Annotated in this window: 13 protein-coding genes and 1 other annotated feature; of the genes, 3 read left to right on the forward strand and 10 right to left on the reverse strand. The window is 37.8% G+C overall.

The features are described from left to right. Positions 1-84: 84 nt before the first annotated feature. Positions 85-1,053 (reverse strand): metal-binding protein ZinT, encoded by a 969-nt coding sequence (locus LG377_RS10730; RefSeq protein ID WP_225744720.1) that lies wholly within the window; start codon positions 1,051-1,053, stop codon positions 85-87. Between the two features lie 135 nt (positions 1,054-1,188). Further along, positions 1,189-2,040 (reverse strand): 4-(cytidine 5'-diphospho)-2-C-methyl-D-erythritol kinase, encoded by an 852-nt coding sequence (gene ispE / locus LG377_RS10735; protein WP_225744721.1) that lies wholly within the window; start codon positions 2,038-2,040, stop codon positions 1,189-1,191. 193 nt (positions 2,041-2,233) lie between these two features. Between ispE and LG377_RS10740 the strand changes: the two genes are divergently transcribed. Beyond that, entirely contained in the window at positions 2,234-2,629 is a 396-nt protein-coding gene (locus LG377_RS10740) for a VOC family protein (RefSeq protein WP_225744722.1), read from the forward strand. Positions 2,630-2,763: 134 nt separating this feature from the next. Here LG377_RS10740 and LG377_RS10745 read toward each other — a convergent pair whose 3' ends face one another. From LG377_RS10745 to LG377_RS10775, 7 genes are all read right to left on the reverse strand, one after another. Continuing rightward, positions 2,764-3,009 (reverse strand): Veg family protein, encoded by a 246-nt coding sequence (locus LG377_RS10745; protein WP_225744723.1) that lies wholly within the window; start codon positions 3,007-3,009, stop codon positions 2,764-2,766. A 569-nt stretch (positions 3,010-3,578) separates the two neighbouring features. Beyond that, entirely contained in the window at positions 3,579-4,487 is a 909-nt protein-coding gene (rsmA, locus tag LG377_RS10750) for a 16S rRNA (adenine(1518)-N(6)/adenine(1519)-N(6))-dimethyltransferase RsmA (RefSeq protein WP_225744724.1), read from the reverse strand. Beyond that, complete coding sequence (gene rnmV / locus LG377_RS10755; protein ID WP_225744963.1) at positions 4,474-5,025, reverse strand: ribonuclease M5; 552 nt, start codon at positions 5,023-5,025, stop codon at positions 4,474-4,476. The genes rsmA and rnmV overlap by 14 nt, the downstream gene beginning before the upstream one ends. A gap of 33 nt (positions 5,026-5,058) precedes the next feature. After that, entirely contained in the window at positions 5,059-5,826 is a 768-nt protein-coding gene (locus LG377_RS10760; protein ID WP_225744725.1) for a TatD family hydrolase, read from the reverse strand. Between the two features lie 103 nt (positions 5,827-5,929). Further along, positions 5,930-7,966: a methionine--tRNA ligase gene (metG, locus tag LG377_RS10765; RefSeq protein WP_225744726.1), complete on the reverse strand. Its 2,037-nt coding sequence runs from the start codon at positions 7,964-7,966 to the stop codon at positions 5,930-5,932. A 308-nt stretch (positions 7,967-8,274) separates the two neighbouring features. Continuing rightward, entirely contained in the window at positions 8,275-9,102 is an 828-nt protein-coding gene (locus tag LG377_RS10770) for a Cof-type HAD-IIB family hydrolase (protein WP_225744727.1), read from the reverse strand. A 194-nt stretch (positions 9,103-9,296) separates the two neighbouring features. Then, the gene (locus LG377_RS10775) at positions 9,297-11,708 is read right to left on the reverse strand and encodes a glycoside hydrolase family 31 protein (protein WP_225744728.1); all 2,412 of its coding nucleotides are present in this window, start codon (positions 11,706-11,708) and stop codon (positions 9,297-9,299) included. 196 nt (positions 11,709-11,904) lie between these two features. Then, positions 11,905-12,108 (forward strand) — a binding site (T-box leader). Between the two features lie 62 nt (positions 12,109-12,170). Here LG377_RS10775 and LG377_RS10780 point away from each other — a divergent pair. Continuing rightward, positions 12,171-12,683, forward strand: coding sequence for an NUDIX hydrolase (locus tag LG377_RS10780; protein WP_225744729.1), 513 nt, complete (start codon positions 12,171-12,173; stop codon positions 12,681-12,683). Positions 12,684-12,693: 10 nt separating this feature from the next. Next, the gene (gene tyrS, locus LG377_RS10785) at positions 12,694-13,962 is read left to right on the forward strand and encodes a tyrosine--tRNA ligase (protein WP_225744730.1); all 1,269 of its coding nucleotides are present in this window, start codon (positions 12,694-12,696) and stop codon (positions 13,960-13,962) included. A 47-nt stretch (positions 13,963-14,009) separates the two neighbouring features. Here tyrS and LG377_RS10790 read toward each other — a convergent pair whose 3' ends face one another. Next, positions 14,010-14,984, reverse strand: a complete 975-nt coding sequence (locus LG377_RS10790; RefSeq protein ID WP_225744731.1) for a DUF1002 domain-containing protein — start codon at positions 14,982-14,984, stop codon at positions 14,010-14,012. Positions 14,985-15,037 lie beyond the last annotated feature (53 nt).

Here is a 15,037-nt window from a genome sequence, read left to right on the forward strand (position 1 = left end):
CTACTAGTTTTAATAATCGTATACATTACGATTTAAAAGATATCATATATAGATACCATAAGTCAATTTTATATTGAACTCTTTTTAGTGTGCCAACATATCTTGTACAATACCTGCTTCATCTAGCTCTGAAGGGTAGTACGTTGGCCAGTGTTCCATCTCTTCCAGTAACTCTGCACGGTCATCTCCCCAATATAGGTGATAGTGGTGTGCTTTTTTAGAAGAAATATCGTGATCACTGAATTGAATGTATTCAGGCATTTCGTCAGAACCATTCACTTTATTGAAAACGAATCGTACGCCTCGGTTACCTTTTTCGTATGTTAAGATTTCATAACCATCATAATCATAATCTGCAGTCATTTCTGTTCCATCTTCTTGATAGAACGTAAAGCTATCTTCGTCAATGACCATACGATCTATATCAGTAATATACCCTTCTGTGTAATACTCTTTATATTCTTCAGCATTCATTGAATCACTCTTATCTGCTTTAGCCTCAAATACTTCATCCAAAGCGCCTGATTCTAAATAAGGATAAACAGATTGCCAGTCTCCTGCCCAATCTGATAACGGACGGTCTCCGACTTCAGCATTATAGAAGAAACCACTATAAATCCTTCTACCTACTTCGTCATTAGCACCATGATCATCAATCTCAACTTCCACTGCTTCCGATTCAACCAGTAACTCATCACTAGAATCTAAAAGTTCCACTTTAATCTGTACGCCTGATTCTGTTGCTTCTCTTGAAAACGTATCAGATGTGAGTCCAGCAACAGGTGCCCAATCACTCGTTTCAGCATCTTTCATATACCATTGCCAATTGTCCACAGTGGTTTCTTCGTCCGGTACAGCTGTTAATTCTATTTCGTCTCCAGTATGGTAATGGTGCGCTAGTCCTTCTATTACGACTGAGCTTGGCTTAGTTTCATTTTCTTCTGCTTTCGCTTCAGTGTGCTCTTCTGCAGAGTCTACGCTCGTATTATCTTGGCATGCTGCCAGTAGCATTCCTAGAGAGACGATGCCAGATATTTTCAAAATCTTATTCATTTATGTACTCATCCTTTTCTTTTTTAAATCGTAATCATTACGATATACAACGTTATAGTATTTTACTTAACCTGTCAATAGTCTTTTTTAAACAAAAAAATTGAACCTCTATTGAAGTTCAATTTCTAAGCTCTATTATTTTAAAGTTCTGACTAAATAGACTTCCTTGCAGAACCCTTTAAGTCCATTTACAATCCTCTTTGCTTTAGACCTTTGCTGTGTCAATCCATATACAGTTGGGCCCGTCCCACTCATCACTGCAACATCCGCTCCAAAAGATTCCATCTTCTCTTTGATTCTTTTAATCATCGGGTGTCTCTTAGCAGAGACTTCTTCTAAAGCGTTACCAGCAAGTTGTACAACTTCTCCGTAACAGTCAGCATTGATTGCTTCAATCATTTTATGATGATCATAAGTAGGGATAGCAGAAAGATCCAGTTCTTCAAAGACGGTCCAACTTGAAATCCCTTTAGGCGGCTTGACCACGATGACCCAACACTGAGGAAAATCACCAATAAGCTGAATTACTTCTCCTTTACCTGTTGCGTAAGCTGTTTTACCATAGATACAAAATGGTACATCTGACCCAAGTTCTTTGCCGATATCTGACAGTTCTTCTAAGGATAGCCTCAAATCCCAAAGTTTGTTTAGCCCTCTCAAGGTTGCTGCCGCATCGCTACTTCCGCCACCTAAACCCGCTGCAATGGGTATATTTTTTTCAATTCCGATATGAACGCCTCTTTTAATTCCATAGCGTTCTTTCAGTAATTTTACAGCTTTGTAAACAATATTTTTTTTATTTAAAGGAATAAAGGCCGAATTGGAAGATAAAGAAATGATGTCTTCACTCAGCTTAGTGAATGTCAGTCGATCTGATAAATCAATTGATGTCATGATTAGTCGCATTTCGTGGAATCCATCTTTTCTTTTATCAATCACATTCAAAGTTAAGTTTATTTTTGCAGGTGCTTTTTCTGTGATTTCCAAGTTCTCCCTCCTTTTTAATATGGCGGATAATCTAGTTACCTCTATCTTAAAGGATTTATTCTAAAATTTAAAAAGTTTCACTTTCACATATTAGCTCTTTTTCTAATTTATTTATTGACCGCCTATTATAGGCTTTCTGTATCCCTTCGTTTCTGATAAACTATTAACTAAAATATTTAAGGAGCTGGATGATATGAATCGTGGTTTACTACACCACTTGGAACTGTATGTATCAAACTTGGAACAATCCGTTCAGTTTTGGGGATGGCTACTAGAGGAATTAGGATATGCACCATATCAGAAATGGGCACAAGGACAAAGCTGGAAGCTAGCAGATTCTTATCTCGTTTTTGTACAAGTAGAAGAACGGTTTTTAGATATTCCTTACCATAGGTGCCGAGTAGGACTGAACCACTTAGCCTTTCATGCCCAATCAAGAGAACACGTTGATCAACTTACACAAAAATTAAAAGAAAAACAGATTCCTGTTCTTTATTCAAAAAAGCACCCATTCGCAGGAGGGGAATCACATTACGCCGTTTATTTTGAAGATCCCGATAGAATAAAAGTTGAAATTATAGCGCCATAAAAAAAACCATCCGCTTTCAGGATATTCCCTGAAAGCTGATGGCTTTATATTGATTGAGATATGTACGAGTTGCTGCTTAGCTTATAAAAAAAAGCAAGTCAAAATGAGACTTACTTTCATCAAACTAATTTACTTTAAAGTTCGCTACCTAAAAATTCTAGTTCAACTGTTTGTGTCAAAACATCGGCATAACTATATGAAACACGTTCATAAGCATTTTCTTCTTTGTTTAATTCAACAATGAACACGGCAGGAAATGTATCTGTCAGTATTCCTTTGCGTTCCGTCGTCTTTTTCCGTCCGGCTTGAGCTGTCAATTTAATTTCTTTCCCTAATTGACCGTCAAGATTTTGCTTTATACTTGCTATAGTAATTGGCATAATCGACTCACCTCACAAAGTTATAACAATAGTATACCATACAAACACGAAAATTAAAAGAACATTTGAAAATAAAGATCAAATTCAAATCATATGTTAAAATATGATGATTCTTTAATAATCTAATCTTTTTGTTATATTAACTACTCTTATTCTCTGTTTCCCATCTCGCTATTCCGTATTATTTTAGCATAGACTATTACGGTAAATTTCTTACTATCACCTTATTCATAATTTATTATCCTATTTTATAAGCTCTTTACGATAATCTTATACTTTTCACTTAAAATTTACAGTCATCTTTTAATTTTTTCTAGTTAATATGGTCGGTTTGAATTTAGAAGTCTGTAGTTCATATTTTTTGACTATTTTATGATTCTAACCTCTAAATTCCTTATCATACTTCTATTCTTCTTCTTAAGAATTTCACGCTAAACTAAAAAATCCGAACATTACTTACTTTAATCGCATGAAAAAGCCTTTGGTTCCGTTCGTTCGGGTATGATAGACAAAAATACCCACCTCACTTTTAGACAATGATGTCCATATTGTGAGATGAGTAGGTATGATTAATTCTTTTGATTGTTTTGCATCACTAGATTCTGTTCAACGAGCGCATCCGCAAGTTTCCCAAATTCTTTCAATGACAACGTTTCTCCTCGTCTTTTAGGATCAATTTCAGCTTGGTCCAATGCGACTTGAAGTTTTTCTTTAATTTCCGGTTCTTTTCCATAAGCTACTTGAAGATTGTTCCACAAGGTTTTTCTTCTTTGAACAAAAGCAGAACGAGCTACTTGGAAAAAGACGGTTTCGTCTTTTACAATAACTTCTGCATCTTTTTTACGCGTCAATTTAATGACTGCTGACTCTACATTTGGCTGAGGCGTAAACACTGTTTTGGGTACGATAAGCGCTACTTCGGCATCCATATAATATTGAACAGCAATCGAAAGGGAGCCGTAAGCTTTTGTTCCCGGACTTGCGGATAAACGATTCGCTACTTCTTTTTGCATCATCAGGACTAGACCATCGATTGGCAATGATGATTCTAAAAAATTCATGATAATCGGTGTAGTGATGTAATAAGGTAGATTAGCAATTACGACCACTTTTTCTACATCTTTTAAATATTCTTCTTGAAAGGTTTTCAAATCTACTTTCAAAATATCTTGATTAATCACTTTGATATTTGAATATGGAGACAATGTATCTTTCAGAACTGGAAGCAGACGATGATCAATCTCAAAAGCGATGACTTCTTTTGCCTGTTTAGCAATTTGTTCAGTCAGAGCGCCAATCCCAGGTCCTATCTCTATTACAGTTGTACGTTCATCAACTTCACCAGCGTGGACAATTTTTTCCAAAATATTTGTATCAACAATAAAATTTTGTCCGAGACTTTTCTTGGCAGCTAAACGGTATTTATCCAGTATCGCCTTTGTTCTAGCGGGTGTGGCAATTTCTTTATATTCCTCCATTTGCTTCCTCCTTTCGTATTTTCATCAGTGTTTTTTCGACTTCTTCCTGAGTAATACCAAACATGTTCAACCTTTTTTCTAGCTGTTTACCGTTAGTATACCCAATTCTTAATTCATTACCTAGTTTAATTCTGAGCTCTTTTGAGTGTGGTTTCCCAATCAAACCTTCGCTTAAAAGAAACTTCTTTTCAATAGCTGGGAGTCTATCTATACGTTCACTATATAATCCATCTAATGCTTTTTGGATGGTTTCAACTGAAGCATGCTCAATGCCCAAGCTACCTTTTTTGTTTGGTCGAGCTTCATCCCGATTTAAAAAAGCATGCTTTACGCCAGGTATGTTTCTGGAAATGATCTTGCGGATTTTTTCTCCTGGCACGTCAGGATCTGTAAAGACAATGACGCCTCGCGTTTCTTGTGCAAGCACGATTCTCTCCAGGATTTCTTCATTTATAGCAGAACCATTCGTTTCGATCGTATCCGCGTTAACGGCTAGTTGAATTCTTTTAGTATCATCTCTTCCTTCAACGACGATCATTTCTTTTATTTTTTTCAACTCACGACTCCTGTCTTAAGTCAGTCTGAACAGCTTATCAGCATTCTTCGTGGTTTGAGTAGCAACTTCTTCAACCGAACACGCTCTTAAGCGCGCAATTTCTTCTGCAACGAACCTTACGTAACTCGGTTCATTTCTTTTTCCGCGATAAGGCATCGGTGTTAAATAAGGAGCATCGGTCTCAATCAGTAATCGATCAAACGGCACTGCTTGAGCCACCTCTTTTACTTCCGGAGCATTCTTGAATGTTACAACCCCACTTAAGGAGATATGCATTCCTAAATCAAGGAATTTTTCCATCCAATACGTATCGACGTTAAAACTATGCATGATTCCACCAATATCCTGAATCTGTGCTTCTTTTAAAATGTTATAAGTATCTTCGGTCGCATCACGATTGTGAATACTAATGGGTAAATTTAATTCTTTAGCGACTTTGATTTGTCTCTTAAAGGCTTCGTGTTGAGATTTTTTTGAAGCGGTGTCCCAGTAATAATCCAGTCCCATCTCACCCATTGCAACGACTTTTGGAAGCTGTAACTGCTGAATCAACTTTTCTTCAACTTGATCTGTATAGGTTTCTGAGTCTGTAGGATGCCAGCCGATAATGGAGTAAACCCCTTCGTGATCTTGGCTAAGCTGTAATGCTTTTTCAATTGTTGGCGTATCAAATCCTACGATGGCCATCTTTTTAACATTCTGTTTTCTAGCTTCTTCAATCAGTTCAGCTTCTTCGCCTTTGAACTTATCGACATTCAGATGTGTATGTGTATCAAAAAACATATAACCTAGTCTTCCTTTCTTTTCTTATTCTAGAACCAGTCAAAACGAAAGAGCCAGGACGATCCCTAGCTCTTTACTGATTACATTTAATCGATTGTCCACACTATGCTACGATCGATCCGTTAGGCATATGCATAGGCGCCTCGACAACTGTCAAATTCCCTTTTTCATCTTCTGCAGAAAGAATCATACCCTGACTGATTTCCCCACGCATCTTACGTGGTTTCAGATTCGAAACGATCACAACTTTTTTGCCGATCAATTGATCAAATTCTGGATAATATTCTGCAATGCCAGAAAGGATTTGACGGTGTCCACCTTCATCGTTTGCATCTAGTCGGAACTTCAGTAATTTGTCTGCATTCTCAACTCTTTTACAAGAAATGATTTCAGCTACTTTTAGTTCCACCTTATCAAACACATCGTATTTGATTTCTTTTTCTTTAACCGAAGATAGTTGAACCTCTTCTGGATTCCAATCTTCTTCGTCTTCTTCCTCTTGAATTGGGCTAGTTGAAGCCATTGCCTCTTGTATGGCTTCAATTTCTTCCTCTTTATCCAATCTTGGGAAAATCGGTTCCCCTTTCTTAACAACAGAAGTATTTTCAGGGAATTGTCCGAATACAACTGTTTCCCAGGCAGTGCTTTGCTCAGTAATACCCAATTGTTCAAAGATTCTAGCAGGTGTTTCAACGAGTACCGGCTGAAGTAAAATGCCTACGATTCTTAGGCTTTCAGCCAAATGAACCATCACACTAGCTAGATCTTCTTTGCTGGATTCTTCTTTTGCAAGTACCCACGGCTGTGTTTCATCAATGTATTTATTTGTACGAGAAATCAACGTCCACACTGAAGACAATGCTGAACTGAATTGCATCGTGTCCATATGTTCGTTGTATGCTTTTATCGATTCGGTAGCAGTCTGACGTAGAGTTTCATCAAATGCTGTTACGTCGCCTTTATATTCAGGTACTTGACCGTCAAAATATTTGTTGATCATCGCTACCGTACGGTTTAATAAATTTCCAAGGTCATTCGCTAAGTCAAAGTTCATACGGTTTACGAATTCTTCTGGAGTGAAAATACCATCACTTCCGAACGTGACTTCACGCATTAGATAGTATCTTAAGGCATCCAAACCATAACGTTCAACAAGGAACTCAGGATAAACGACATTTCCTTTAGATTTGGACATTTTTCCATCTTTCATCAATAACCAGCCATGTGCAAAAATTTGTTTAGGTAATGGCAAGTCAAGAGCCATCAACATGATTGGCCAATAAATGGTATGGAAACGAACGATTTCCTTACCGACCATATGCACATCTGCTGGCCAGTATTTTCTGAATTGTTCAGGTTGATTTTCAAACCCACCTAAATCAGGATCATACCCTAGCGCTGTAATATAATTAGATAGTGCATCGATCCATACATAAATCACATGTTCAGGATTCGATTGGATTGGAACGCCCCAATCAAATGTTGTACGAGATACAGCTAAGTCCTCTAGACCTGGCTTGATAAAATTATTGATCATTTCATTTTTTCTAGATTCTGGAAGAATAAATTCAGGGTGATTTTCGTAGTAATCCAGTAATCGATCCGCGTATTTACTCATCTTGAAGAAATACGATTCTTCTTTTACCCATTCTACTTCGTGTCCGCTTGGAGCGATCCCGCCTGTTACATTTCCTTCTTCATCGCGGTATACTTCTTCAAGTTGTGTTTCTGTAAAGAATTCTTCATCAGAAACAGAGTACCATCCAGCGTAATCTCCTAGATAAATATCTCCTTGTTCAAGTAGTTTTTCAAATATTTTCGCAACCACTTCTTTGTGCTGTTTATCCGTTGTACGAATAAACTGATCGTTTGAGATCTGAAGGGTTTTCCATAAATCCTGGATGCCTTCTGCCATACCGTCCACATATTCTTGCGGTGTCTGACCTAAATCTTTTGCTTTTGTTTCAATTTTCTGTCCATGTTCGTCTGTTCCAGTTAAATAGAACGTGTCGAATCCTTGTAGTCTTTTATAACGCGCTACAACGTCACAAGCAATCGTTGTATAAGCATTACCGATATGCAACTTTCCACTCGGATAATAGATAGGTGTAGTAATATAAAATGAATTTTCTCCAGACAAATTCGTGTCCTCCTAGATAATTGATACTTATTTATAAAGATGCGCACACCTTATTCGATCGTCTATCATTCTTTAATTGAATACTTGAATAGTATAGCATACAACAACAGTAGTTTGAAGACGAGAACCATAAGCCTGCCTTAGGTTGGTAAACAGATGAGCTTAACTTGCTTTACATCCAATTTTCAAGTTGTATTGTATCAAAAATCGACTATAAACTATTGAGATTAACTAATCAAACTGTTTTTTACCCCCATCCGTTGATAACAAAATAACTGCCTCAAAAAAACGAAGCAGTTACAAAAGATTTAAGGAATCAAGTTCAGTTTTTTTAGAGCAATTTCAATACCGTCTTCAGAGACATCTTCTGTGATCATATCAGCAACTTGCTTTAATTCTTGCCAACCATTTCCCATTGAGACACCTGTTCCGACATGCTGAATCATTTCGAGATCATTCAAACTATCGCCAAAAGCATACGTATCTTGGATATCAATTCCTAATTCTTGAATGATCCGATCAATTCCCGTAGCTTTTGAAATCCCCGCACTTATTACATCAGCAGTATAATCATTTGATCTTGTAAAGTGCAGTTCTTGAAACTGATTTTTATAGGCTACTTCCTCTTTTTTGTCTAATTCTAAAAGAACCTGACAAATATCTTCACCTTCGAAGTCTTCTGGTTTCGGTGGTTTTCGAATCAAACGACTAAACAATGACATCTGGATACGGTTTGGAATCAATTTACCAATGTGTTTCAAAACACTCAAAACAGAACTCCTTTTAACTAGAGAAACGAAGGAATTACTATAAATATCTTCTGTTCCACACAGCACAATTCCTTTACGATCTTGTGCAGCCTTTTCCATTAGACGACTCAACACATCTTGTGGTAAAGGATTTGTAAATATTGGTACCCCTTCTAAGACAACCAACTGGCCATTCATTGCGATATAGCTGTCGATTTCCAGTTCTTTTCTAACTTCTTCTAACAAGACTGTTGCTCTACCTGTTGCAATGACCGGTAAAATCCCTTGATGTTTTAGAGCTTTTATAGCTCTTTTAGTGGATTCAGGAACGTGATTCTGACTTGATACCAGTGTACCGTCGATATCAAAAAATACGACTTTCTTCATAGACAAACTCGCTTCCTAAAAATTTTTGTAATGCTAAATTTTTATGATCTTTCAAATATCTCGTAATAGTTTATTTGTAGAATTTTTCTATTCTCTATTGTACCATTCTCTTCACTCTAATCATACTAAATGAAAAGGGGCCTAGAATATTCTCTAGCCCCTTCTTCCCACTTATTATATGTTCATTCTTTCTATTAATCAGTATCTCCTGGATTTGCCCAGATGAGTTCACTCAATGCTTCAAGTAAATCAGGGTCAATATCCAGTGCCAGTAAACCACTGATGACTCTGGCACTATTTCTACTTTTACGTACTGTTGTATAAATTTTTTCTTTTAAATTCGTCGATAACTGTGCTCGGTCTAGAAAACTGAAGACTTCTCCAAGCATATCATTTTTCTTGGCTGAAACGCCTTTGAATCTCACAAAGTACCAAGCATCGATATCTTGTTCCGGAATCTCGATTGTCGTGAATCGACCTTTTTTCGCAATGTTAACATCCACTTTCTGATCTTTCACGTACACTTCCGGTTCGCCGTCATATGAGAAGCCTACGAACGTTAAATTGAATTGTCTCTTTTCTGGTAGGCAGTCTAGATGACCTTCAGGCTGCTGAATCTGGAATATAGACCAATCGGTATCTTTTTCATGCCACTTCAAGGACATTTTCGTTGTCCCGTATTCTGTATTTTTTGCAAACCCATCATCTTCGTACATAGAGAAGCTGCCATCTGCTCCTGCAAAGATTTTGATATCCATATTCTCAGGATTATCTGTTCCATTTTCACATCTTTGATCCATCGGAACAATCCCGCCGGCTTTAGCAAATACCGGCATAGTTGAAGATGGTCTATATACATCAAGGACTCTACCACCTTCGTAGACTCTACCGTTAAAGAAATCAATCCACATACCTTCTGGCAACCAGGTTTTGACACGTGCTAATCTCAAGTCTCCCTTGATTGGTGATGTGATTGGTGCAACCAGCAATTGCGTACCAAAGTAGTATTGGTTTGGCACTTCATATGCCTCATTTTCCCATGGGTGATGATAGTACATCGGACGTATCAATGGGAAGTTATCTTTATGTGTTAAGACATTCATCGTGTACAGATAAGGAATCAGTTTATGTCTTAACTGCATGAAATCCGTAACGATTTTTTCGGCTTTCGCACCGTATCTCCAAGGTTCTTTTCCACTGAATTCACCATCTTGACTGTGAAGTCTGTTGATAGGTGAAAATACGCCAAACTGAACCCATCGGATAAATAACTCACTGTCTTTGACACCTCCAAGATGCCCGCCGATATCGTGACTCCACCAATTGTAGCCTACATTTGATGCAGTGGATGTAAAGTATGGTTGAAAACCTAGTGCATTCCATGTTGAAGCTGTGTCTCCAGAAAAACCGATTGGATAACGGTGAGAACCTAGCCCTGCATAGCGTGAAAAGATCAGTGGACGATCGTTTCCTCTTCCATGATCAAGAAAGTGATAATGATTTAACATCCAAAGCGGATCCAAGCCTTCCACTTTTGTGACGCTTCCTTGCTGCCAATCTATCCACCAGAAATCAACACCAATTTCTTCGTGGGGATGATGAAGATATTCAAAATAAGCATTTAGAAACTCCGTATCTGCAATATCAAAGCTTATTGGCTCATTGTTTTCGACATCTACGTTGAGTTCTTTAGCCATTGGTTCATACATTTCTTCAAATGGCTGAACACCGTTTGCCGGATGTAAATTCAAAGTTGTTCTCATTCCATGTTTATGGAGCCAGTTCAAAAACTCTTTCGGTTCCGGGAATAATTCTTTGTTCCAAGTGTAACCAGTCCATCCTGATCCATATTCTGGTGGAATATCTGTTACATGCCAGTCCATATCAAGCACCGCTACAGAAAACGGAATGTTCTTTTCTTCAAATTTTCGAATGAGTTTTTTATAACCAGACTCTGAGTAGGCATAATAACGACTCCACCAGTTTCCTAAAGCATACCTAGGTAGCATAGGAGTATGTCCTGTCAATTGGTGATAATCTCTTAGTGTTCCTAAATAATCTCGCCCATATCCTAAGAAATAAATATCCACGATATCTCCTGGTCTTTTCTCAACCCAACCATCATCCGTAAGACGCATTGAGCTACTATCATCAATAATAGAATAACCATTTTTACTCATTAGACCTTCTTCAAGTTCAATTTCACCATCTGAAAAATCTAAGGTTCTAGCTGTTCCTTTTAACGTATCCGGCTTATCTCCGAAATACCAACTACTATGGTATAGACTGTAATTACCTAAAGCTTCAATGTGTAAATTATTTTTAGTGAAACCGCCTCTCTCCTTATGGAAATTCAAATGAACATGAGACGTGATAATTTCAATATAATCATCTGTTTCTTTTAACTTAAATTCAGGTGTTTCAAAATTTCGGTTCAATACTGTTTGAGTAGCAGAATCCTCAAATTCTGAGCTCGGGTCATATTCTACTCGAATCATCGCTGATGTTAATACAGAAAAGCGATAATTCCCCCAAATAATTTGAGATTCCTCAGGGGCCACTGGTTCTACTTCGATTTTAAATGTTTCTTTTCTTTTGGTTACCAAATGATCGTCTTCCTTTCTGCGAATAACTATTGTAGTTCAGTTTATCATATCTAATAGTATGATAGAACTGCTTTGTCTTTTTTTATTGATTTGGTGACACGTAGCCTGTTCTTTCGATTACATCACTTCAATGGATTTAATTGAAACGTATTGACTATCTAATTTAGATAAATTATACTAAATCCTATATAGAATGCAAACAGCTATGAATAGGCTAAGTAGTTTGACTGTCACTGTCTCAGGAAGCGAATAGATGCTGAAAATTCGCACATACAGATTGAATGAATTACACCTTGGAGCGAACCTTTAGAGGCGCTACCCAGCGTTATGGGTATGAGTGGAAATAGATGTAATGATCTGTTTCAATCAGGGTGGTACCACGGCTATGTTCGTCCCGGTAAAAAGTATAAACTTTTTATGGGGATTTTTTTGTGTTCAAATTTTGACTTTTTTATTAAGGGGATGGTTATACTGAATGAATATAAGACACACTTTGGCGTTTATGGCGTCTGTATAAAGCAGCACGAATTGCTCTGTATTCTAAAAAACTCCGGTCCTTACCAGTACCGTTATGATTTGCCTGGTGGTAGCCAAGAATCTGGTGAAGGGCTAACGGAGACCCTTGTCAGAGAAGTTCTTGAAGAAACAGGACAGAAAGTCTTACAGTATGATCACCCTAGGATATATGATGCGTTTGTTCAGTCCGAAGAATTGGATTTTTCTACACATCACGTTTTCGCATTATATACGATACTGGTTGGCGAGACAGTTGAAGCATTACCAAAAATTGTGGTAGATGGTTTGAATGATTCAGAAGGTGCCCGTTGGATTCCTTTAGAAGAACTGACAACAGAGAACGCTTCCCCACTGATTTTAAAAGTCCTTGAGGAACAAAGAAAAGAACCTTTTTTATTGAATAAAATGCATTTCATTAATTGGAATGTTCGAACAGCATTTGAAACCAAACGACTATAGGAGATGAAGAATGAATATTTTAGAAGAACTGGAATGGCGCGGAGCTATTAACCAGCAAACAGATGAAGAAGGCCTAAAGAAATTAACGGATGAAGAAAGTATCGCTTTATACTGCGGAATCGATCCTTCTGGAGATAGTATGCACGTTGGACATTTGATTCCCTTTATGATCTTGAAAAGATTTCAGCTTGCCGGTCATAAACCTGTGATTCTAATTGGTGGCGGTACTGGATCAATCGGTGACCCGAGTGGACGTAACTCTGAACGTATCCTTCAAACAATGGATCAAATCGTTGCCAATGCAGAAAAACTTAGCGGACAAATGCGCCAGTTATTTGAAGCTGGATCTGAGCAGTCAGGTATTAAACTCGTGAACAATTACGACTGGTTGAGTGGTTTGAGCTTCCTTGATTTCTTGAGAGACTTTGGTAAAGAATTCAATATCAATACAATGTTGGCAAAAGATGTTGTAGCGAACCGTATGGATACAGGTATTTCATTTACTGAGTTTAGCTACCAAATCATCCAGTCAGTCGACTTTCTACACTTATTCCAGAATGAAGAGGTTAGACTGCAGATTGGTGGATCTGACCAATGGGGAAATATTACGGCAGGCCTAGACTTGATTCGTAAAAAAGAAGGCGCTGAAGCGAAAGCCTTTGGCCTAACAATTCCACTTCTACTCAAAGCAGACGGTACTAAATTTGGTAAATCAGCAGAAGGTGCAATCTGGCTTGATCCTGAAAAAACAACGCCTTACGAATTTTACCAATTCTGGTTCAATCAGGATGACCGTGATATTGTGAAATACTTGAAATACTTTACTTTCTTATCTAAGAAAGAAATCAATACGCTAGCGGAACAGGTAGAAACAGAACCACATAAACGGGCTGCTCAAAAAGCGTTGGCTGAAGAAATGACAACATTTGTTCATGGACAAGGTGCTCTAGACGAAGCCCTTCAAATTTCAAAAGCCTTATTTTCTGGAGAAATTCAAGATCTTACAGCTGATCAAATCGCAACAACCTTTAAGGACGTACCTTCTTCTCAAGCCAAAAAAGGCGTCCACAATTTAGTGGAGTTCCTGGTTGATATTACAGGAATCGAACCTTCTCGTCGACAAGCTCGTGAAGATATCAAGAATGGTGCAATCACGATCAAAGGAGAAAAAATCCAAGACGTTGATTACGAGTTGTCTGAAAAAGATAGCTTCGAGAACCAATTCGTGATCGTTCGACGTGGCAAGAAAAAATACTTCTTAGTGAATCTGGAAGATTAAAAAAACGACTGACTCGTCTATTGTTTATCGAGTCAGTCGTTTTTCTTTTAGTTAAAGAATCCTGTTATAGCTTCCCAGATTGAACGGAAGAAATTTCCAATTTGATCAAATAGTCCACTTTCTTCAGCTTGCTGAATCGCATCTCCGAATCGGTCACGGATATTACTAGATAATTGCTCTAGTTGTTCTTTTACTTGCGCTGAATCGATTGCACCTGTCTGTTGATATCTTTCAAAGAAAGCCAGCAAACGATCCAACTGGTCTTGTGAAATGACATTTTGCAGATTGTTATTTGCTAGGGCATCGTTGATAATTTGCTCAATATCTTCTCTGGTAGCCAGTTCTCCTTGGCGTTCTTTCAAATCTGCTAATTGCTGTTTGATTTCAACGATTGCCTGATCAAAACGAGAGGTATCAAAGTCAGATTCAGCATTGTTTTCCTGTGCAATCTGATTGGTTGTCTCAAGCTCTTCTTGCGCTACTTCCATACGATCCTGATCTAATTCTTCACCGTTCACGTCGAACGCTTTATAAATTCCAGTCAAGGCACTTTCACCGGTTACAGGACGAATACTCGCTACCATGATCGTCACATCTTCTACACCTGCCGTGATAGCCGCATTTGCATACTGTTCCTGCGTAATTTGAGTGATATCATCTGGCGTTTCAATCAGTACCTCTACACCAGAACCTTCATTTTCTCTTTGAACGAGCACGGAAGAAATCATACTCGCTGTATTTCCCGATCCAGTTCCTAAGTATTGCTGCAAATCTTCTCCCGTAACATCTACGCTAGCCACATTATCCATATTATCTATTCCTAATATATCAGCTGTTTCCTGTACTTGATCCTGATTTAATCCACCACCGTAAACAAACGTTGGTAATCCCCATGCTTCGTTTACTACACTTGTATCGATTCCAGCTGCTTCAACAGGTGGAACCATGTTGAATGCTGCAACAGAAGTCATTGTCGTTAATAGTGCCATTGCTTTTAGAAGAGTTCTTTTTAACTGTTTCATCTATTAAGCTTCCTTTCAAAATTGTTTTAATTGAGTTACTTTATTATTATATC

The organism is Marinilactibacillus sp. Marseille-P9653, from assembly GCF_916618885.1.
Lineage (GTDB): Bacteria > Bacillota > Bacilli > Lactobacillales > Carnobacteriaceae_A > Marinilactibacillus.

Excerpts from the sequence above, each read along its gene's own strand:
- rnmV (WP_225744963.1), bottom strand. The coding sequence starts at position 5,025 with ATGATCGTCGTTGAAGGAAGAGATGATACTAAAAGAATTCAACTAGCC.
- LG377_RS10760 (WP_225744725.1), bottom strand. The coding sequence starts at position 5,826 with ATGTTTTTTGATACACATACACATCTGAATGTCGATAAGTTCAAAGGC.
- LG377_RS10790 (WP_225744731.1), bottom strand. The coding sequence starts at position 14,984 with ATGAAACAGTTAAAAAGAACTCTTCTAAAAGCAATGGCACTATTAACG.
- rsmA (WP_225744724.1), bottom strand. The coding sequence starts at position 4,487 with ATGGAGGAATATAAAGAAATTGCCACACCCGCTAGAACAAAGGCGATA.
- LG377_RS10770 (WP_225744727.1), bottom strand. The coding sequence starts at position 9,102 with ATGAAGAAAGTCGTATTTTTTGATATCGACGGTACACTGGTATCAAGT.
- LG377_RS10745 (WP_225744723.1), bottom strand. The coding sequence starts at position 3,009 with ATGCCAATTACTATAGCAAGTATAAAGCAAAATCTTGACGGTCAATTA.
- tyrS (WP_225744730.1), top strand. The coding sequence starts at position 12,694 with ATGAATATTTTAGAAGAACTGGAATGGCGCGGAGCTATTAACCAGCAA.
- LG377_RS10730 (WP_225744720.1), bottom strand. The coding sequence starts at position 1,053 with ATGAATAAGATTTTGAAAATATCTGGCATCGTCTCTCTAGGAATGCTA.
- LG377_RS10740 (WP_225744722.1), top strand. The coding sequence starts at position 2,234 with ATGAATCGTGGTTTACTACACCACTTGGAACTGTATGTATCAAACTTG.
- LG377_RS10780 (WP_225744729.1), top strand. The coding sequence starts at position 12,171 with ATGGTTATACTGAATGAATATAAGACACACTTTGGCGTTTATGGCGTC.